Source organism: Bacillus sp. ABA4_010, from assembly GCF_056159105.1.
On record NZ_JBSWUN010000003.1, the window covers coordinates 2,536,849 to 2,556,903 of the forward strand.

General features: G+C 41.5%; 17 protein-coding genes. 1 reads left to right on the plus strand and 16 read right to left on the minus strand.

Going from position 1 to position 20,055, the window contains the following annotated elements; translation table 11 throughout:
• Nucleotides 1–18: 18 nt before the first annotated feature.
• The 15 genes from ACXAEO_RS13815 to ACXAEO_RS13885 form a co-directional block, all read right to left on the minus strand.
• Nucleotides 19–1,479 carry an aldehyde dehydrogenase family protein gene (locus ACXAEO_RS13815; protein ID WP_474881978.1) on the minus strand — a complete coding sequence of 487 codons (1,461 nt, stop codon included), beginning with the start codon at nucleotides 1,477–1,479 and terminating at the stop codon, nucleotides 19–21.
• Between the two features lie 27 nt (nucleotides 1,480–1,506).
• Nucleotides 1,507–2,805 (minus strand): aspartate aminotransferase family protein, encoded by a 1,299-nt coding sequence (locus tag ACXAEO_RS13820; protein WP_474881981.1) that lies wholly within the window; start codon nucleotides 2,803–2,805, stop codon nucleotides 1,507–1,509.
• Complete coding sequence (locus ACXAEO_RS13825) at nucleotides 2,789–4,174, minus strand: aspartate aminotransferase family protein (protein WP_474881983.1); 1,386 nt, start codon at nucleotides 4,172–4,174, stop codon at nucleotides 2,789–2,791. Before ACXAEO_RS13825 ends, ACXAEO_RS13820 begins: the two co-directional genes overlap by 17 nt.
• Entirely contained in the window at nucleotides 4,162–5,352 is a 1,191-nt protein-coding gene (locus tag ACXAEO_RS13830) for a thiolase family protein (protein WP_474881986.1), read from the minus strand. Before ACXAEO_RS13830 ends, ACXAEO_RS13825 begins: the two co-directional genes overlap by 13 nt.
• Nucleotides 5,352–6,014: a 3-oxoacid CoA-transferase subunit B gene (locus ACXAEO_RS13835; protein ID WP_474881989.1), complete on the minus strand. Its 663-nt coding sequence runs from the start codon at nucleotides 6,012–6,014 to the stop codon at nucleotides 5,352–5,354. The genes ACXAEO_RS13830 and ACXAEO_RS13835 overlap by 1 nt, the downstream gene beginning before the upstream one ends.
• Entirely contained in the window at nucleotides 6,004–6,672 is a 669-nt protein-coding gene (locus tag ACXAEO_RS13840) for a CoA transferase subunit A (protein ID WP_474881992.1), read from the minus strand. The genes ACXAEO_RS13835 and ACXAEO_RS13840 overlap by 11 nt, the downstream gene beginning before the upstream one ends.
• Before the next feature lie 185 nt (nucleotides 6,673–6,857).
• Nucleotides 6,858–7,187, minus strand: coding sequence for a DUF3870 domain-containing protein (locus ACXAEO_RS13845; protein ID WP_028396613.1), 330 nt, complete (start codon nucleotides 7,185–7,187; stop codon nucleotides 6,858–6,860).
• Nucleotides 7,188–7,620: 433 nt separating this feature from the next.
• Nucleotides 7,621–8,505 (minus strand): EamA family transporter, encoded by an 885-nt coding sequence (locus ACXAEO_RS13850; protein WP_474881995.1) that lies wholly within the window; start codon nucleotides 8,503–8,505, stop codon nucleotides 7,621–7,623.
• Nucleotides 8,506–8,538: 33 nt separating this feature from the next.
• Nucleotides 8,539–10,713, minus strand: a complete 2,175-nt coding sequence (locus ACXAEO_RS13855) for a DNA topoisomerase III (RefSeq protein WP_474881997.1) — start codon at nucleotides 10,711–10,713, stop codon at nucleotides 8,539–8,541.
• Nucleotides 10,714–11,001: 288 nt separating this feature from the next.
• Nucleotides 11,002–11,925 (minus strand): phytanoyl-CoA dioxygenase family protein, encoded by a 924-nt coding sequence (locus ACXAEO_RS13860; protein WP_474881998.1) that lies wholly within the window; start codon nucleotides 11,923–11,925, stop codon nucleotides 11,002–11,004.
• 38 nt (nucleotides 11,926–11,963) lie between these two features.
• Entirely contained in the window at nucleotides 11,964–12,269 is a 306-nt protein-coding gene (locus tag ACXAEO_RS13865) for a Dabb family protein (protein WP_474882000.1), read from the minus strand.
• Nucleotides 12,270–12,318: 49 nt separating this feature from the next.
• Nucleotides 12,319–13,263, minus strand: a complete 945-nt coding sequence (locus ACXAEO_RS13870; RefSeq protein WP_474882002.1) for an aldo/keto reductase — start codon at nucleotides 13,261–13,263, stop codon at nucleotides 12,319–12,321.
• A 425-nt stretch (nucleotides 13,264–13,688) separates the two neighbouring features.
• Nucleotides 13,689–14,645 (minus strand): substrate-binding domain-containing protein, encoded by a 957-nt coding sequence (locus tag ACXAEO_RS13875; protein ID WP_474882004.1) that lies wholly within the window; start codon nucleotides 14,643–14,645, stop codon nucleotides 13,689–13,691.
• A gap of 54 nt (nucleotides 14,646–14,699) precedes the next feature.
• On the minus strand, nucleotides 14,700–15,704 hold the full coding sequence (locus tag ACXAEO_RS13880; RefSeq protein WP_474882006.1) for an ABC transporter permease: 1,005 nt from the start codon (nucleotides 15,702–15,704) through the stop codon (nucleotides 14,700–14,702).
• Entirely contained in the window at nucleotides 15,701–17,251 is a 1,551-nt protein-coding gene (locus ACXAEO_RS13885; protein ID WP_474882008.1) for a sugar ABC transporter ATP-binding protein, read from the minus strand. Before ACXAEO_RS13885 ends, ACXAEO_RS13880 begins: the two co-directional genes overlap by 4 nt.
• A 305-nt stretch (nucleotides 17,252–17,556) precedes the next feature.
• On the opposite strand from ACXAEO_RS13885, the gene ACXAEO_RS13890 reads away from it, so the two are divergent.
• Nucleotides 17,557–18,453: an AraC family transcriptional regulator gene (locus tag ACXAEO_RS13890; protein WP_474882010.1), complete on the plus strand. Its 897-nt coding sequence runs from the start codon at nucleotides 17,557–17,559 to the stop codon at nucleotides 18,451–18,453.
• A 253-nt stretch (nucleotides 18,454–18,706) separates the two neighbouring features.
• Here the strand turns inward: ACXAEO_RS13890 and ACXAEO_RS13895 are convergent, their stop codons facing one another.
• The gene (locus ACXAEO_RS13895) at nucleotides 18,707–20,053 is read right to left on the minus strand and encodes a GH1 family beta-glucosidase (RefSeq protein WP_474882012.1); all 1,347 of its coding nucleotides are present in this window, start codon (nucleotides 20,051–20,053) and stop codon (nucleotides 18,707–18,709) included.
• Between the last annotated feature and the right edge of the window lie 2 nt (nucleotides 20,054–20,055).

The window sequence follows — 20,055 nt, forward strand, 5'->3', positions numbered from 1 at the left end:
TTATCCCCCGCATCATTGTTAGTAGTTCGTATAAATTGATTTCCATTCGGTCATCACATCAAAAGCATGATAGGATACTTCGCGGTGCCCATTCCCTGACATCTTCATCCCGCCGAACGCGACACCCATTTCAGCATTCGACGTCCCGTTATTAATATAAACAAGTCCGCTCACCGCCTCATCTGCAGCACGATGAGCATAATGAAGACTTTCGGTGTAAACAGACGTCGATAATCCATAAATCGTTCCGTTATTTACCTCTATCGCTTCTTCGTACGAATCGACTTCGATTATAGCTAATACAGGACCAAAAATCTCGTCTTGGGCAATCGTGTCGTTACACTTCACATGATCAATAATGGTCGGCTCATAATAGAACCCTCCTAACGCTTTAACACGCTGACCTCCTAGTACGACTTTCCCGCCTTCGGCCACGGCGATTTCTACATATTTTTCTACCGTCTGGAGTTGCTCTTCGTTTACAAGTGGGCCAATGATGCTCCCTTCTTCTAAACCATTTCCAATTTTCATCTTCTTAGTTAATTGAATCACTTTTTGCAGGAGAGCGTCCTTAACCGAGCGCTCGACAATTACTCGGCTCGCAGCTGTACAACGCTGTCCCGTTGTCGTAAATGCCGATTTCACAATTCCATCTGCCGCTTTATCCAAATCCGCATCGCTCAGCACGATGACCGCATTTTTCCCACCTAGCTCAAGAGAAATACGCTTGAGCGTTTTGCTGCTCATCTCCGCCAAATTTTGTCCCACTGCTGTTGAGCCTGTAAAGGAGATGACCTTCACATCCGGATGCTCCGCAACGGTTTGACCAACTGTTCTTCCAGAACCAGTAACCAAGTTAACGACTCCTGCTGGCAATCCAGTTTCATGAAGCACTTCCATGAAAATTTTAGCCGATAAAGCCACCTCTGATGCCGGCTTCCATACGACGGTATTACCGGAAATGAGCGCGGAAAAAATTTTATAAGAAGCAAGCGCGACCGGAAAATTCCACGGTGTAATACATGCAACCACCCCAAGCGGCTCTCGCACCATTCGGACATTTCGATTTTGAAAACTAGCAGGAACGGTTTCTCCAAAAAGCCGGCGCCCCTCTCCTGCCATATATTGAGCAGTCATACTCACTACCCCAACCTCGCCGAGTGACTCCGCCAGCACTTTCCCCATTTCCATTGTCATCACTCGGGCAAGTTCGCCTTTTCGCGCTTCAAACAATTGAGCCGCTTTCGTTAAATACGTCGCTCGCTCTGGTATCGGCATCTTTTTCCATTTTCTGTATGCCACATTCGCTTTCATCACTGCCTCATTGACTTGCTCAGGTGTAGCAGAAGCACATGTGCCGACAAGTTCTCCTGTCGCTGGATTGATGCTTTTGAAATAAGACTGATCAGGATCGCTGACCCACTTTCCATCTATATAAAGATCTCCTTGAAGAATCTCTACTTTCATTTGATTAGACATAAACATAGCCTCCTTTTTTGCCAGAAATCATTTATTCTCTGACAGGACTTCAGACATGACATCTTCTAAAATCGTCAACCCTTGATTCAGCACATCTTCTTCAATGTTGAGCGGAAGCATTAAACGAATGGTTTGCCCACTTACTCCACAGTTCATAATTAACAAACCTTGCTCTAACGCTTTTTCCTTAATTTTTGGCACAACAACCGCGGCAGACGACTGATCAAATTCAATTCCAATCATCATTCCTACACCACGCACCTCTAAGACGCCTGGCAAATGGCCAACCGATTTTTGCAGTTTACTCACAATGTCGCCACCGAGCCGTGCACTTCGTTCTACTAATTTTTCTTCTTCGATCACTTCAATATTGGCTAAAGCAGCTGCACAGGAAATCGGGTTCCCACCAAATGTTGACCCATGTCCGCCTATCGGCCATTTTTCGTGAAGCGCACGACTTGCCACAATTGCCCCAAGCGGCATTCCTCCGGAAAGCGCCTTTGCCAACACTAAAATATCTGGTGTCACGCCGGCATGCTCTGCTGCGAACATTTTTCCGGTCCGGCCAAACCCTGTTTGCACCTCATCAAAAATGAGCAAAATGCCATGATGCTCTGTCATTTTTCTCAATGCCTGCAGGAAGCTTGAAGGTGCCGGATAATACCCGCCTTCTCCCATGACCGGCTCAATGATGATGGCCGCTACACGGGACGGGTCAACACGCAAATCAAATAATTTTTGCAGCTGGTTTAAACAATACTCTTCTACTTCATCTTCCTTAATGTTTTTCAATTGACTTGGATATGGATATGGCGCATGATACACCTCCCCTAAAATCGGTTCATAATAACGGCGATATTTCGAGCTTGATGCCGTAATTGCTGTGGCCCCCATCGTCCGTCCGTGAAACGACCCTTCAAAAGCAATAACTGCCGGTCTGCCTGTCGCCACTTTCGCTAACTTCAGCGCACCATCGATTGCTTCTGCACCTGAATTTGAAAAAAATACCGTATCTAAATTTCCTGGGGCAATGTCTGCAAGCTTAGCAGCCAAATTCGCCGCCGTCTCATAATAGCCGTAGTTCAAGCCCAGATGAATTAAATTTTCGGCCTGTTTTGTAATGGCTTTTACCATTTTGTCGTTCGTATGACCGACCGCATTGACCGCCACTCCTGATACAAAATCGATGTATTCCCTGCCATCTGTCGTCCAAAACTTAGCACCGTGCGCTTTCTCAATAACGAGTTCTGTCACTCTCGTCATAACAGGTGATAAATGTTTGCGCGCTTTCTCTTGAATTTCTTCTGTTTTATTTTGTAATCTCATCTGTCCCATCCTTTCTTAACCATTCTTTCAATATCGTTAGCGATTCGTCCAACACTCGTACAATCTCATCCACTTCCGCTTTCGTAACAGTTAAAGGAGGACTCACAATGAAGTGCTCACCCTTTATGCCGTCAATGGAACCAGCCCCTGGATAAAAGACCGCCCCAAGTTCCATCGCAATGGTATTCAACCGTTCTGCCGCTTTTTCAGATGGATGAAAAAGCTCATCGTTGCTGCGATCTTTGACGAGCTCTATTCCAATTAATAGCCCTCGCCCCCGAACATCTCCTATATAAGAATGTTTATGTTTCAATATCAACAGTCTGTCTAACAAATATTGTCCTTGCTCCTTCACATTTTCCAGCACCCGTTCCCGCTCATATACGTCCAAAGCAGCAAGCCCTGCTGCTACTGCGACCGGATGTCCGCTATACGTGTACCCATGAACGAATTTTCCGTCGCTGTTTTGAATAAGCCCTTCAATTAATCGATCATGGACAATCATCCCAGCAAGCGGGGCATAGCCGGCAGAGACTCCTTTTCCAAAGGTCATGATGTCCGCTTCTATTCCAATCTGTTCAATGGCAAAGTTCGTTCCGGTACGCCCGAATCCTGTCATCACTTCATCGATAATTAAAAGAATGTCATAGCGGTCACATAGCTCGCGAACCTTCTTGAAATAACCTGGCGGCGGCGGTACTGCCCCTTGCTGACTTCCGACAATCGGCTCAGCAATGAAGGCCGATACATTCTCAGGGCCAAGTTCTACTATGGTCCGTTCAATATCAGTTACACACGTCCAGTTTTGTTTCGCCACACATTCATCTTGTTCGCGGTGATAAGGACATCGGTGACAGTATGGAGAATAGACATGGGCACAGTTTAAGAGAGTAGGAGTATACACGTGCCTTCGTTTCACATCTCCTCCTGCTGATAAAGCCCCCAACGTGTTCCCGTGATACGATTGCCAGCGTCCAATGACAAGATGTTTTTGCGGCTTGCCGGCATCTCGATGATATTGCCTTGCCAGCTTTAACGCACTTTCATTCGCTTCCGAGCCGCCAGTTGTAAAATAAACCGTATTTAACCGTTCTGGAGCCATTTTTCCGATTTTTTCAGCGAGTTCATGCAAGACTTTTGTTTCAAACCTCATCGTATGAACAAACGCCGCTTTTTTCGCCTGCTCCGCCATCGCTTCTCCAATTGAAGCAAGCCCATGACCTAAATTAGCCGCAACCGCTCCGGAACACGCATCCAAATATTTCTTTCCTTGTTCATCTACAAGATAGACCCCTTCACCATGGGTAATAATTGGGTACTTTCTTTTGAAATCACGATGAAACACATAGTCTTTTTTTATTCCGTCCATCTTTCCACCACCATTGCCATTCCTAATCCACCTGCCACACAAATGGTTGCAAGTCCATATTGCTGTTTTTGCTTTTCCAGCTCGTGGCATAATGTCGTAATAATTCTTGCCCCTGAACAGCCGAGCGGATGACCTAAAGCAATGGCACCGCCATTTACATTGACGTTATCCCCTTTTATTCCCCACTCTTTTAAGCAAGCGAGACTTTGGGCAGCGAACGCTTCATTCAACTCAATCAAATCGATTTCTTCTAATCGAAGACCTGCTTTTTTTAACGCCTGTTCAGAAGCAGGGACCGGACCTATGCCCATTTCTTTCGGTGATACGCCCGTTGCTGCAAAAGAACGAATTTTCGCCATTGGAACAACTTTAAGCTGTTTTGCTTTTTCTTCTGACATTAACAGCAACATCGACGCACCATCATTTCTGCCTGATGAGTTGCCGGCTGTAACCGTTCCGTCTTTTTGAAACACAGGACGTAACGACGACAATTTTTCGACATGGGTCAACCTTGGATGTTCATCGATTGCAAAATGCGTAAATCCATTCTTTCCTTCTTGTACAGGGACAGGAATGATTTCATCTTCAAACCGGCCGCGATCCATAGCCCGTTTTGCTTTCAACTGACTATTGAAAGCAAATTCATCTTGCTCCTGTCGACTAATATGGTATTTCTTCGCTAACCATTCTGCTGTTTGCCCCATTGTAAACCGACCATATAAGTCTTCTGGCTGCGACTTCGGCTGACTTTCTGTATTAGAGTCATATAGCGCCATATCCCCCATGTTCAATCCAAACCTTGTGCCGACAGTATAATGAGGCGCCTGTGACATACTTTCGACCCCTCCTGCCAGCACGACTTCGGCCTGACCTGTTAAAATAGACATCGCTCCGTTGATAATAGCTTGCATACCGGATCCGCATTGACGATGAATGGTATAAGCAGAAATAGATTCTGGGAACTGAGCTTTCAATGAAGCAACTCTTGCAATATTCGGTGCATGAGCGCTCTGTTTTGTCTGGCCGACAATCACTTCCTCCACAATATGAGCACCGTGACCAGAAAATGAAAGATTATTCTTCATCAGAAGCGATACAAGCTCTTCTGGCAATGTATTGGTCAAAGCCCCGCCGTATTTGCCAATGGGGGTGCGGAATGCGTTCACAATGACCATCATTATAAGGTCACCTCATTACTCGGATTGAATGATTCTCCAATATAAAAGGGAGCATCCGTTTTTTGCTGAACTTCTTCAAGCGAAACTCCGGGAGCCAACTCCGTTAAATACAACTTTTCTTCCTTCACTATAAATACTGCTAAATCCGTAATAATCATATCGACTGCCCGTTCTGACGTAATGGGATAAGTTAATTCTTCTACAATCTTGGACTCTCCCTTATTTGTCGTATGCAGCGTTGTCACAATGACTTTTTTTGAACCCTCTAATAAGTCCATCGCTCCCCCTACACCGAGCACGCTTTTTCCAGGTACCGCCCAGTTCGCAATTCGCCCCTTTGCATCAATTTGCAATACCCCGAGAATTGAAACGCTCACATGCCCTCCTCGAATCATCGCAAAAGAAGATGCACTATCAAAAAAGGAGGACCCTTCCAATATCGTGACAGGCAGTTTTCCAGCATTAACTAAATCTTTGTCTACCTGATTTGGCTCGGGTGTCGGTCCTACACCAAGAATCCCGTTTTCTGAGTGTAAAAACACTGGCACATCTGCCGGGATATAATCAGCGACCAAAGTCGGAATGCCAATCCCTAAATTGACAATGTCTCCATCCTGCAGCTCTTTTGCTGCTCTGGCCGCAATGTATTCTTTAATCCCCATACTCATCTCCTCCCTTCACTACAATAAAATCAACATATACATGAGGTGTGACAATTTCTTCTGGAGAAAGTTCACCGACTTCTACCACTTCGTCTACTTCAGCAATGACCACATTAGCGGCCGTTGCCATCATCGGATTAAAATTTCGGGCTGACTTACTGTAGATGAGATTTCCAAATCGATCCGCCTTTTTCGCTTTAACTAGCGCAAAGTCCGCTCGCAACGGCTCTTGAAAAACATATTTCTTTCCATTTAACATCCGTTCTTCTTTCTTTTCCGCAATTTTCGTTCCGACGCCCACCGGTGTATAAAAACCTCCTAAACCTGCTCCGCCTGCTCGAATCGCTTCAGACATCGTTCCCTGCGGCAGTAATTCCACTTCGAGTTCTTTATTTTGATAAGCAGCTACTACTTCCGGATTCGACGTAAAGTAAGAGCCAATCGCTTTTTTCACTTGCTTTTGTCGTACCAATACACCAAGACCTCTTCCTGGCTCCCCAAGATTGTTACTAATAATCTCCAACTCTTTCACTTTTTCTTTGGACAACGCTTCCACTAAATGAAGAGGGCAACCGACAAGTCCAAATCCCCCCACCATAATTCGTGAGCCGCTTTTGATTTTTTTTACAGCTTCTTCGCATGTCATCAGTTTGCTCATCTTCCATCCCCTTCCTCTCCATTGTTTTGATTCATTAACCGTTCGGATACGTAAAAAAACCGAGCAAAACGTGTAGCCTCTATAAAGAATGTCATCACGAACATTCCTTCTAAAGAGTCCACGTTTGCTCGGTTTTAATAAGACCATGGAAAGAGGTCATCTCTCCACTTTATTATAACCAAACGTTATGTATTTTTTTGCTTCACATTGTCCCAATAGCGTTGAACTGCGGCTTGAAGAGCCACAATGATTGCTTGCTGAGAAGGAGCAAAATAAAAGCTTTGAATTCGTTCAATTAACGGTTCTACTCCATCTTCAAGACAGTAGCCTATCAGCAGTTTTTGAAAATAATTTTTAGTTAACTCGGTTACGAATGTGAATTCAGCTCCGACGATTTTATGTTCTTTCAGATCCACTTCGAGTACAATTCCTGCATGCTTATACATTTCATACATGGAAGTTCCCTGTGGAGCCTTTGCATATCCTGTAACAATCACTGTGTCCAGTATTTGCATGCCCCCTAAACCTCCTTTCAAAAACTAACTGATTCGTTTCCATTTCTACCTTGATTATAGGTGTCGGAAAATCCAATGTCAATACATAATATTCTAAATTTTCTAAAATGATGACATCGTATCAACTTTTATAGAAAACGCTTTCAATTAGTTGTTTTCTTTTGCATTATATACAATAAATTCGCCTTTTAAGGACAAACTCCTTCACACAAGACCCTTTTTTCATCTATATATTCCACTTAATAATTCGGCACACCTTCATTTGCTTCGAGAACATTTATAATGATTAGGCAGCCCACTTAAATCAGCCTTCAAAGGTTCACCTATGCGAATGGCTCCACCCCCGCAAAGGAGGTGTCAGCCGCTTAAGTCTAGAAAATTCGACATGACCAAAGAACGGTCATGTCGAATTTTCTAGATCGATTTATATACTTTAAGAAACTAGCATTCTTTTTTTTCGCTTATAGACTATCCATTGCGGAAAGGCAATGCCAAGTAAAATGAGCACCACCCCAACCCATTGAAGCGACGTGACAAGCTCTTTCAGTACAAGGCTAGACATGAAAACAGCCATCGGCAGTTCTGCCGCTCCTAAAATCGTCCCTAATCCAGAACCAATTTGAGGAACACCAATGGCAAACAAGAGCGTCGGAATAAGCAGTCCAAATAAACCAAGCAGCGCACCATACAACCACAGTCCTTCCTGCAATGACCCATCTGTCAAAAAAGATGGCCGTAAAATGACAAACGCGCCAAGCAATGATCCGGCTGCCACCCACGCACTCCGATTTAAGGATGGAACGTGAAGCGCTACTCTTCCGCTGAAGAAAATGAACAAAGCGAACGTGCACGCTGCAAGCAATCCAAATATGATTCCATTTGTATGTAACGACAATTCGTTTTGTTCAAATACGCCTCCTGCCAAAAAGGTTCCCACTGTTAAAATTCCGATTGACACAACTTTCTCCCATGACGGGACAGTTCGCTCAACGAACGCTTCTAACAGCACACCAATCCACGTAAATTGAAATAAAAGGACGATAGCAATTGAGGCTGGAACAGTCAGTAATGAGTAATAATAGAAGATACTTGTCATGCAAACGGTCAAACCGACCGCCATCAACTTCGCTATTGATTTACCATCTACTTTTACTCGAGAAAACATCGATACCCCAAACCAAAGCATAAGGCAACCGAAAAAAAGTTGACTGCCAATGACGCCACTCGCCATAAATCCTTTTCCATAAGCAAGCTTCACAAAAGTCGACAGAACGCCATAGCTGCATGCCCCTAAAAACACGAACAACATATATAACATGGTTCAACCTCTTTTTCCATTATAGTCATCTTACTAATCATTAAACAAAAATTTGATTTTATCTTCTCCCCATTCTAATTTCGCATCAAATGTTTTGTCACCTTTTTTAAACCCTTTAATAACACCAGTTTGACCATCTGCCAGCAGTTTTTTCACATTTGCTTGAGAGATTGTTTTTCCTAAAATCTTTTTAGAAATAGTAAAATTGCATTTCGTAGTCGAATAGTTGCTGCAACCATAAAAACTTCCTTTGTCGATTACATCTCCTTCACATTTTTTACATCTTCCGACTTTCGCTCCGGTTGTTTTTCCTTTTTTTCCACTTTTACTCTTTTTAAATTCAGTGAGGTCAAAACCTTCAAAAGACCATGTTTCACTTTGCTTTACAGCATCTTCAATTAGCTTCATCGACAGTTTCTTCGCTTGCTCCATAAATTCTTTTGGAGACGCTTTTCCTTCTCCGATTTCATGAAGCCGCTGCTCCCATTTTGCTGTCATTTCTGGCGAAGCTAAAATGCTCGTTCCAATCGATTCAATCAAAACCTTGCCTTTATTCGTCGCGAACACTTGGTTCTTTTTAATTTCAATATATTTCCGATCTTTTAAAACACCGATGATTCCAGCTCTTGTCGCTTCTGTCCCCAATCCTTCCGTTTTGTTGAGCACTTTCATCAGCTCACCATCTTCTAAATGCTTGCCGGCTGTCTTCATTAGTGTAATAAGTTGCCCTTCTGTATAGCGTTTCGGTGGCTGGGTTTTACCTGCTTTTACTTCTGCTTTTTGTACAGCACCTTGCTCCCCTTCTTGCAAGGAAGGCAAATCTTGTTCCTCTTCTTCAGATTCTTGCTCCTTCTCTTTCTTGCCTCCATATATAACTTTACGCCAACCTTCTTGTATTTGTTCTTTTCCTTTAGACAGAAATGTTGCTCTTCCTTCAACGATCGTGTGTATCGTTGTATAATCGAAGATTGCTTGCTCGTAATGAGCTGCGATTAGTCTTTGAACAATGAGCGTATAGATTTTCTGTTCCTCTGCCGACATTTTCGCCGGATCTGTCACTTGTTCCGTCGGGATGATCGCATAGTGGTCCGTTACCTTCTTTTCATTGACGTAACGTTTATTATTCATAATCGAGGAAAACGGCACTGGAAAATGAGCTTTAAATGCATCAAGCTGACTAATTTTTTTCAAAATCTCTGGAAACATGGCCGCTTCTTCCCTCGTCACATAACTCGAGTCAGAACGAGGATACGAAATAATTCCTTTTACATATAATTTCTGGGCAATTTCAAGTGTTTTCTGTGGAGAAAACTTAAACATTTTATTGGCAGTCGCTTGCAAAGAAGATAAGTTAAACAAAAACGGAGGCTGAAATTCTTTCCGCTCTTTTTCGACCGAATCAACCACTGCCTCTTTTCCTTTACAAAACTGCATAATTTTTTGTGCCAGTGCTTCGTCGTGCAAACGTGTTTCTCCCTCTTTATGCCACTTTCCGTTATACATTTTCCCATCCATCTTAAACGTTGCTACAACTTCCCAAAACGGTTCTGATTTAAAGTTTTCGATTTCTTTTTCTCTTTTTACGATGAGCGCGAGCGTTGGGGTTTGAACCCTTCCTGTCGAAAAGACATCTTCGACTCCTTTTTGACGTAAAAGCAGGGTATAGGCACGAGACGCATTCATCCCGACAAGCCAATCTGCACAGGCTCTGCTTAATGCTTCATAGTAAATCGGCTTTGTCTTCTCTTCATCGAGCAGCTTGGCAAAGCCGTCTTTTACCGCTTTTTCTGTCAACGATGAAATCCAAAGTCGTTTCATCGGTTTACGAGCACCGCTCAATTGAATAATTGTCCGAACAATTAGCTCCCCTTCACGACCCGCATCTCCCGCAATGATGACTTCGCTTACTTCCGGTCTTTTTAACAGTTCTTTCACAACGTTGTATTGCTTTGCCTTCGTCCTTGTCACCTTAAACTGAAACGATTCAGGAATGATTGGAAGTGCATTCATCGACCAGCGCTTCCATTCTGCATTATATTCTTCCGGCTGCTTCAGTTCACACAAATGCCCGATAGCCCATGTCACATAGGCCCCTTTTGGAAACCACTCATTCGGCAAAATTTCAATGTATTCTTTATGTCGTTTCATTGGAAAAGGAGCAGCGAGCTTTGCCCCTTGATCTGGTTTTTCAGCTATGATGACTTTCATGGTCTTCTCCTATTCATATAATAAGGTGCTCTTATTATACCATGTTTTTTCGAACGGTCGTTCTGTTGAAAAACAAACCTGCCCTGGAGACTTTCTTTCTTTTTGCAAATCCTTAATTTACATATAAATATTAAGGTTCGAGATGGTTTCCCTATCTCTAATTTAAGCTGTTTATTTGCCCTGATTAGGTTCATTTGTTACGCTATTCGATTTCTAAGTTGGCGCTTGAATTAAAAAAAGGAGCTGCTATCGCAACTCCTTAACAATTCCTATATATAAGATCATTATTTACCACTTTTGAAGACCAAGCAGTTTCTCCCCTAGTTCTGTGAGGACCGCACGTTGGTACTTCGTTTGCTCCCAATTTCGAGGATCACCAGGAAACGCCTTTCCGCTTGGTGGAATTCTTTCACTCCACGATGAGATTCTCGTTTGACGCAACGACTCGTTATGCTCTTGTGCCGGAAACATAGAAATATATTGGGCCAAACGTGGTTTTGTTGAATGGTTTGGGCGGATGCCATGCGGCTGCATACTATTAAAAATAAGTAAGTCACCTGCTTTAGTCACTACTTTCGTCGGTGTATATCCCGTCGTATCCGGTTTATGCGGGTCTCTGTCATTTGGCTGTGTTTTGACCCATTCATCAAAATCCCGATACAATTCGGGAATACATTGGAACCCGCCCATTTCTGCATCAGTGTCCACAAGTGATAAAACACCCTGTACATTTACCGGAATGGGATTTAATGACGTATCAACATCCCAATGGATAAAACTCTCATACTCATGTCCCGGTTTTAGTGGAAGATTGAGGTTGCATCTGTCAATACTTGCCCATAATTTTTCCGTTCCCCAAATATCGACGAAAGCATGATATACTTTTTCATACATGCGATTATCCCATAAGTATTGATGATTATATAATTCAACCATCCCCGTATTCATCAATTCCTTCATTTGGATTTCACGTCTTGGAGCTGTATACCAGGTGGAAGGATCATTAGGATTTTTCTCTTCAAATTCCCAAATTAATTCTACCAGCCGATCCACATATTCTTTCGGAACCGCTTCCTTAATAACGACATATCCGTTATCTTTCCAGAACTTCCAATCTTCTTCGCTTAACACCCGTAATGGTTCCTGATTGACACGTTTATTTAAAGGAATAGCAATCTCCAAAATGTTATTTAACACTTGTTCATTTTTCATTTGATGTTCCTCCTCTTAATCTAATAAAAACATTTCTATTAAATTTCTAAATCGACAACAGCCACATTTTCCACAATTTCTTTCACAAGCCTTCCAATCTCCAAATGTTCAGGGTGTAGCTGATAGGCAGCTAATCTTTCTCGATTTTCAAACAGCATCCTCATTCCAAATTCATAATCAGCAAACTCATGCTCAACTGTTGTATTTAAACCAGCCTCGACTGCCTTTATTCCTGCTATTTTCCCATTAAGTAACCGGAATCTTTGTACTAGCTCTTCCTTTTGTTCCTTCTTGGTTCCTTCTTTAAATGTAAAGAAGACAAGATGTTCAATTGGTGGTCTCATTGTGTCTCCCCTCCTTTCAATTCTCCTAGAAAAATATCTATATAAACTTCTAGTGTGCACTTGCCCGCTGACTGAAAATAGAGTTGATTTCTTCTATACATTCGGAGCCTAAATCAATTCCAGAACTTAAACAGCTTTCAGCAATCTGATTCGACTTCTTCGCTCCAATAATAACCGAAGGAACATGTTCCCAGCGCAATGTCCATGCAATTACAAGCTGACTCACTGTACATCCGTACCTGGAGGCAATTGACTTTAACTTTTCAACTCCATCTAGACTTCGGCGCAGTTGCTCTTGCTGAAAGATATCTTCTTCACTTCGCCAGTCCCCTTTTTCAAACTGACGTGTGCCGTTAAACTTTCCTGTCAGAATTCCCCTTCCAAGTACTTTATAAGGAAGAATAGCTATCCCCTTTTGAGCGGCATAAGGAATAACATCATCTTCTGCCTTTCTATTGAGCAAAAGATATTCAATTTGATTAGAAGCAATCGGCATATAGCGGCTTGCTTCCTCTAGTTGTTCAGCAGAAAAGTTCGAAACCCCAACATACCGAACCTTGCCCGCGTTCACCAATTTTTGCATGGCAGTCATCGTTTCTTCAAGCGGAGTATCAGGATCGGGCCAATGTAACTGATACAAGTCAATAGTATCCACTCCAAGTCTTTTTAAGCTCGCCTCACAAGCTTGAATAATATAATCCGCTCGTAAATTATTTCGCAAGTTTCCTGTTGTATCCCACTCCACCCCTACCTTCGTTGCAATGATTGCATCTTTATTAGAGGTAACGTAGCGCCCTAATAGCTCTTCAGCATAGCCAAATCCATACATATCAGCCGTATCAAAAAAATTGACTCCCATTTCTATGGCTTGAGTGAGCGCACTGCAGGCATCCTTCTCGTCGACCTTCCCCATTCCATGACCAGAAATTGGCCACGTTCCAAAACACACTTCCGATACCTCCAACTCAGTTCCGTTCCATTTTCTATATCTCATATACTCCTCCTGATTTTTTATTCGCCTCTGCTCCGCTTCCTTTTATTGTTTGTTCGAAAGAAAAATTAATAGAAATGATATCGTGCTGTTCGAGCACAGTAGCGGCACGATATGTTCTTGATGGAAACTTTTTTTACATGTGGAAGATATAAAGACTTCAACACTTGAATCACATGATGTGAACAACTAAACATGAACGTCTCCTCCTTATTTTCTCTTTCATCAATACAATTGGATCAGCGTCATGACTCTTCCTTTATCTCTTCAGAATACGTTTCATGTATCTTGTCCCTGCATGCCCAGCATTCACTTCTGTTTTTCTCCATCACGGTCAGTTCGTTTTCACAGCTAATACATATATCTGTCAACGTTTATCCCTTCTTTCTACCGTTAGTAGAGGCATTCCACCTTTTCACCGTATTCAATTACTTCTCTGTAAAATCAGTAACATTTTCCTTCGTCACTAGTTGGAATGGTACAAAGTTTTCTTTCTCTACCTGTTCACCTTTGGCAACTTTCAATCCAACTTCAATTCCGAGTTTTCCTTGTGACTGAACATCTTGAAATACAGTAGCTGAGAGATCTCCTGATTCAACTGATTTGAGAGCATCCGGAATAGCGTCAATACCGATGACTTTCGTTTCCTCCAATTTTCCTGCGGCTTTCAATGCTTTTAAAGCACCTAATGCCATTTCATCATTTTGACCGATAATAGCATCAAGTTCTTGTGTTTGCAGCCAGTTTTCCGTCAAGGCAAGTGCTTCCGCACGAGACCAGTTAGCAGTTTGTTCAGCGACAACTTTTATATCGGGATAGCTTTTTAGGACTGCATAATTCCCTTCCGTTCTGTTAATTTCCGCTGATTGACCGTTCGGTCCATGGATAATTGCAATATTCCCTTTCCCCTTCAATAAATCCGCAATGTATTGCATTTCAATTTTCCCTGCTTCTACATCGTCTGATCCCACATGTGCTGTTACTTTGTCACTATTTGCGACAACAGAAAGAATGGTGATGATGGGGACTTTAGCTGCAGCTGCCATCTCAACAGCGGGAGCGCTTCCATTTTTGTCGACAGGGTTAATGATAATAGCATCGACATTTTGATTGATGAAATTTTCAACCTGGCTAATTTGATTTTCAGCTTTTCCCAATCCGTCTGACTCTACTAATTTAACGCCCGAAGCCTTCGCATTTTCTCGTAACGATTCCTGAAGTGCGACGATATACTCATTTTGTAAATTTTGATACGAAACCCCAATAGTGATTTGCCCGTCTCCCTTTCCTTCTTTCGAATTGTTTGTTGCTGCTTCGCCCGAACAGCCGGTTACATAGACAAGTAGCATGACCATTAATAAAGATAACCGTTTTAAATTTTTCATGCGGACCACTCCCTCGATTTTTAAATGCTTTCTAACTAATCATGATATTACATGTCATTGATGGTTCTTTTTATCAATGAGAACAGCAATGACAATAATCGCTCCTTTTAAAATTTGCTGATAATAAGAAGAAACATTGAGCAAGTCAAGACCGTTATTCATGACACCGATAATTAATACGCCCATAAGTGTGCCAATCAAACTGCCGACTCCGCCAAATAAACTCGTACCGCCAATGACGACAGCCGCTATCGCATCAAGTTCATATCCTTCTCCTAAAACTGGGGACCCTGACATAATTCTCGAAGAAAGGACAATCCCTGCAATTCCCGCAAGCAGCCCTGCAAGTGAGTAGACGCCAATTTTAATGAAAGTGACATTAATGCCTGACAGTTTGGCAGACTGTTCATTTCCTCCAGTTGCGAATACATATCTTCCAAATACAGTAAAGTTAAGAAGTAAAATGCCAAGCAACGTGATAGCAAGAAAAACAATGACAGGAATGGGAAGACCTAAAAAATAACCAATGCCAATATGGTTGTAAGCATCACTGAGGCCGATAACTGGACGCCCATCCGTATAAACCATCGCCAGCCCCCTTGCCGCTGTCATCATTCCTAATGTGGCGATAAAAGGAGTCACTTTCCATTTGGCTACCATTACACCATTTACTGCACCGCAGCTTAAACCCACCAGCATTCCAATGGCAATCGGCACATACAGAGCGTGACTGTGATCGACTTGGGCAAAACTTGTCGCTACAACAGCAGAAAGTGCCATGATGGACCCGACTGAAAGGTCAATGCCTCCTGTCAAAATAACAAAGGACATTCCAATAGCAATAATGCCGATAATAGATACTTGTCTCAATATGTTTAAAATGTTGGATGTTGTTAAAAACGAGTCAGAGGTAAACGACAAAGTTAAAAATAAAAGCGCAAATGCTACATAAATGCCATACTTCGCAAGTAAATCCCCTGCCTTTCCGCCGTTAAGCTCCCACTTCTCTTTCATCAGCGGATTAAATATACTCTTAGCCGCTTCTTTCTGAACACTCATACTATTTTCTCTCCCTTCATGTATCCGGCACAGCATGCCATGATTTGCTCCTGATTAAATTCATTCCTACCAAACTCGCCCGTCACTTTCCCCTCACTCATCACAATCATACGATCGCACATCCCAATCAATTCAGGCATCTCCGAGGAAATCATAATTACGGCTTTTCCTTCATCAGCGAATTTTTGAATAATTTTATAGATTTCTGCTTTTGCCCCAATATCAATTCCGCGTGTCGGCTCATCTAAAATTAGAATATTCGGATTATTTAAGAGCCACTTTGCGATGACAATCTTCTGCTGATTTCCCCCGCTTAAATTTTTGACCAGCATATCTCTTGTCGGCGTTTTAATTTTAAGCGAATGAATTTGCTCGTCTACCACCTGGCATTCCTTTTTCTTTACAATAATCTTATTGAATACAGCCAATTTAGATAAATTCACCAAGCTAATATTATCTCTGACAGTTCCTGTTAAATTCAGCCCTGTCTGTTTTCTGTCTTCCGTCACCAGAGCCAAACCGTTTTTTATAGCATCTTTCGGATGTTTATGAACGACCCGCTTTTCATCAATGTATATATCTCCGCTGTCCGGAGGATAAATGCCGAAAATACTTTCCACCACTTCTGTCCTTCCAGCGCCCACCAATCCGGCAATTCCGAGAATTTCCCCTTTTTTCACCAAGAAGGAAACGCTTTCAAACTTTCCTTTCAGAGTTAAATTTTCCACTTTCATGCACATATTTTGGATGGCAGACGTTCTCGTTTGAAATACTTCTTTTAACTCTCTTCCTACCATGAGAGAAATAAGTATATCATCATTTAAGTCCACAGCTTTGCGGCTGTCCACATAAGCACCATCTCTTAAAATGGTAATTTGATCAGCAATCTTAAAAATTTCATCCATCTTGTGCGAAATATAAATAATCGATTTCCCTTGGGCTGTCAGCATGTTAATAATCTGAAACAGCTTTTCCACTTCTCTGTCCGTAATTGCTGAAGTTGGTTCATCCATTACGATAATATTGGCATCATTGGAAAGAGCCTTGGCGATTTCAACCATTTGCATATCGGCAACAGAAAGAGCGGACATTTTCTTGCCAGGATCGAGCTGTATATGCAAACGCTCCAGCAGCTCGGACGCCATGTCTCTCTGTTTCTTTTTATTGATAATAGCTGTCTTCCCGATACGGGGCTCCCTGCCAAGAAAAATATTTTCAGCAACCGTCAGCTCCGAAATAAAACTAAGTTCCTGGTGGATCATACTTATTCCACTATGCAAAGCATCTCGCGGATCATGGAACTCGACTTTCTGGCCATTCAAAACAATGTCACCTTCATCAGGTGTGTAAATCCCTGCTAATATTTTCATCAGGGTAGACTTTCCAGCACCATTTTCCCCCATGAGAGCATGAACTTCGCCTCTTTTCACGTTAAGAGAAACATTTTCAAGCGCTTTTACTCCAGGGAATGATTTGCATATATTTTTCATTTGAAGAGCGTATTCTCCTGACTGTTTCATGCCACGTTTATGTATTTGCAATTTCATCTCCTCTTCCTATTTTAGTTTGAAGATTCAATCTTATTTGAATTCAATATTAAGCTTATCACTATGTCTATACAATAAAGCATCTTGTTATTTTCCTGAAAAAACTATTACATCTTGTTGCTCCATCTGGTTAAAAAAGCATAAAAGACTGTATCCTACCGCAGCGCACACCGCTTTTGAAACCCCTTACACAAAATATATTAACATCTTGTTTTTCTTTAGAAAAAACTATTATATCTTGCTGCCTCGTGTAGCACTAAACGTCTATATCATATACACTTAAAAAAAGATGGGAGGCTATGAAGATGAAAGTTTTATTGAATACAAACTTGATAAATTCTCTCCCCCAAAGAGAATATACGGCAAACAGCTATAAATTCCAAAAACTCCCCATTCTCGTTTATGCCGGACAAATTAGCGACAATCCCCACTGGAAGTTCTCAAGCCATAAACATGACGATTTAAGTGAAATCATTTATATTAGTGAAGGAGAAGGAACCTTTATTATTGATGGCAAAACATATACAGCAACGCAAGGGGATATCTTAATCTATAACAGTGGCGTGATACACGAAGAATGGTCTAACCCTACAAATCCGCTTAAAACGTATTTTTGCGGAATAGCCGATCTATCAATTGAGGGACTTAAAGAACTTCATATTATTCCTTCACATATTGAACCAATCATTCGAAAAAACAAATACTCTCCTAAAGTTAAAACCTATCTTTCTGAAATTTTTGAGGAGTCTGCTCTTCAAGCTGAAGGATATCAAACAATTTGCCAGCATTTGCTTATCTCGTTGATTACTTTAGTTTTCCGTATCATGAAACTCCAAGACACCAATGCTTCTTTCGAAAAAGCTAATTCATTGGCACGCCAAACGAAAGAATACATTGATAAACATTACACAAAAAACCTGTCTTTAAATGATTTAGCCGACACTTTTTTTGTAAGCCCTTACTACCTTTCACATGCATTCAAAAAAGAAACAAACCTCTCACCCATCCATTATTTAATTACACGCAGAATGGGAGAAGCGAAAAGACTTCTTGTCTCCACAGACATGAAAGTGCGTGAAATCGCTCAAATGGTCGGATATGACAACCCTAATTATTTCACTATGCTATTTAAAAGATTTACTGGTACATCACCTAAAAAATTTAAAGAACAGCACACAAAAAAATTAATTTATCACAAATAATGCACTGCCTCCTCCTCTCTTTCGTTCAATATTCATTTTACGAAAAAATACCCTGTCATCTAAAAGATTCCTTTTAGATGACAAGGTGATAAGATTACCATTGTTAAAATCACTAATTATGTTTCGCCCATAAGACTCGCCTGTTTCCTATGCACCAAGCTTGACTCCTCTCTTTACACAACCTTCTGTAAAAAAGAGATGTTTGTCAGGAAAAATTTCATGAACTTCAGATGATCGGTCGCTGATGGCGTCATTATATATGTGATGGCGTTAACAAACTTCGATGTTTTATAATTTCTGCATACCGAAGAGCACTGTCCTTCATAATACGCTCTTGTGAATCAAAATCTACGTAAATCATACCGAAACGCTTATCATAGCCAAACGCCCACTCAAAATTATCCAATAACGACCATAAATAATAGCCTTGAATATTCATTCCTGCTTCGTTTAACTGAGCTACCGCTTTCAAATGTTCTTCAACATATTCAACACGATCTGCATCATGGACACGTCCATTTTGAACAACATCATCAAAAGCCGCACCATTTTCGGTAATATAGATTGGTAATTTTGTATAGTCTTCTCGTAATCTCACAATTAAATCTTTAAATTCATTCGGAGAAATGTCCCAGCCCATTCCCGTTTTTTTATAATCGGAATACGCACCTGTACTTAAGAAATCAGAAGCACCGTTAAATTCCACTAAGCCGCGGCTATAGTAATTGATGCCAAAGAAATCGCATTCCACGGAAATTGTTTCTAAATCGCCGTCCTTTATAAAATCATATGAATGAACATATTTTGAAAATAGATTCATCATATCTGTCGGATAGTTCCCTTTAAAAACAGGGTCTAAAAACCAACGATTCGTATATCCGTCTGCATTGTTTGCTGCTAATTGATCGTTAATCGATGCTGTAGCCGGGTAAACAGGCGATAAGTTTAACGTAATTCCAATTGGCGTGGCAGATTCAAAAGTTTGTTTTAACAATTGGACAGCTTTTCCATGGGAAAGCAAAATATGGTGAACAGCACGAACCGCATCATCTAAATTTCTCCGACCTGGTGCATGAATACCTTGATGGTATCCGAGAAACCCTGCACACCAAGGCTCATTATGAGTAATCCACATATCGACATCTTCGTCTAATTCTTTAAAACACACTTCGGCAAGTTCTAAAAACCAATTAACGGACTCGCGATTTACCCAGCCACCTTTATCTTCTGCCCATTGCGGCAAATCCCAATGATATAACGTAACAGATGGCTTAATTCCTGCTTTTTTTAACTTTTGAACGAGCTCTTTGTAAAATTTCATCCCTTTTTCATTGAACTGTCCCTCATAAGGAAAAATACGCGGCCATGAAATCGAGAAGCGGTAAGAATCCACACCTAATTTCTTTAAAATTTCAATATCCTCTTCATGTCGATGATAATGATCGCATGCGATATCTCCGTTATGAAGTTCATGCACTTTCCCTTTCACTCTAGAAAATGTATCCCAAATGGAAAACGTTCTTCCATCTTCTAAATGAGCCCCTTCAATTTGATAGGCAGATGTCGCCGTTCCGAAAATAAAATCCTTTGAAAAATTCATGT

Excerpts from the sequence above, each read along its gene's own strand:
- ACXAEO_RS13815 (WP_474881978.1), bottom strand. The coding sequence starts at position 1,479 with ATGTCTAATCAAATGAAAGTAGAGATTCTTCAAGGAGATCTTTATATA.
- ACXAEO_RS13820 (WP_474881981.1), bottom strand. The coding sequence starts at position 2,805 with ATGAGATTACAAAATAAAACAGAAGAAATTCAAGAGAAAGCGCGCAAA.
- ACXAEO_RS13825 (WP_474881983.1), bottom strand. The coding sequence starts at position 4,174 with ATGGACGGAATAAAAAAAGACTATGTGTTTCATCGTGATTTCAAAAGA.
- ACXAEO_RS13830 (WP_474881986.1), bottom strand. The coding sequence starts at position 5,352 with ATGATGGTCATTGTGAACGCATTCCGCACCCCCATTGGCAAATACGGC.
- ACXAEO_RS13835 (WP_474881989.1), bottom strand. The coding sequence starts at position 6,014 with ATGGGGATTAAAGAATACATTGCGGCCAGAGCAGCAAAAGAGCTGCAG.
- ACXAEO_RS13840 (WP_474881992.1), bottom strand. The coding sequence starts at position 6,672 with ATGAGCAAACTGATGACATGCGAAGAAGCTGTAAAAAAAATCAAAAGC.
- ACXAEO_RS13845 (WP_028396613.1), bottom strand. The coding sequence starts at position 7,187 with ATGCAAATACTGGACACAGTGATTGTTACAGGATATGCAAAGGCTCCA.
- ACXAEO_RS13850 (WP_474881995.1), bottom strand. The coding sequence starts at position 8,505 with ATGTTATATATGTTGTTCGTGTTTTTAGGGGCATGCAGCTATGGCGTT.
- ACXAEO_RS13855 (WP_474881997.1), bottom strand. The coding sequence starts at position 10,713 with ATGAAAGTCATCATAGCTGAAAAACCAGATCAAGGGGCAAAGCTCGCT.
- ACXAEO_RS13860 (WP_474881998.1), bottom strand. The coding sequence starts at position 11,925 with ATGAAAAATGAACAAGTGTTAAATAACATTTTGGAGATTGCTATTCCT.
- ACXAEO_RS13865 (WP_474882000.1), bottom strand. The coding sequence starts at position 12,269 with ATGAGACCACCAATTGAACATCTTGTCTTCTTTACATTTAAAGAAGGA.
- ACXAEO_RS13870 (WP_474882002.1), bottom strand. The coding sequence starts at position 13,263 with ATGAGATATAGAAAATGGAACGGAACTGAGTTGGAGGTATCGGAAGTG.
- ACXAEO_RS13875 (WP_474882004.1), bottom strand. The coding sequence starts at position 14,645 with ATGAAAAATTTAAAACGGTTATCTTTATTAATGGTCATGCTACTTGTC.
- ACXAEO_RS13880 (WP_474882006.1), bottom strand. The coding sequence starts at position 15,704 with ATGAGTGTTCAGAAAGAAGCGGCTAAGAGTATATTTAATCCGCTGATG.
- ACXAEO_RS13885 (WP_474882008.1), bottom strand. The coding sequence starts at position 17,251 with ATGAAATTGCAAATACATAAACGTGGCATGAAACAGTCAGGAGAATAC.
- ACXAEO_RS13890 (WP_474882010.1), top strand. The coding sequence starts at position 17,557 with ATGAAAGTTTTATTGAATACAAACTTGATAAATTCTCTCCCCCAAAGA.
- ACXAEO_RS13895 (WP_474882012.1), bottom strand. The coding sequence starts at position 20,053 with ATGAATTTTTCAAAGGATTTTATTTTCGGAACGGCGACATCTGCCTAT.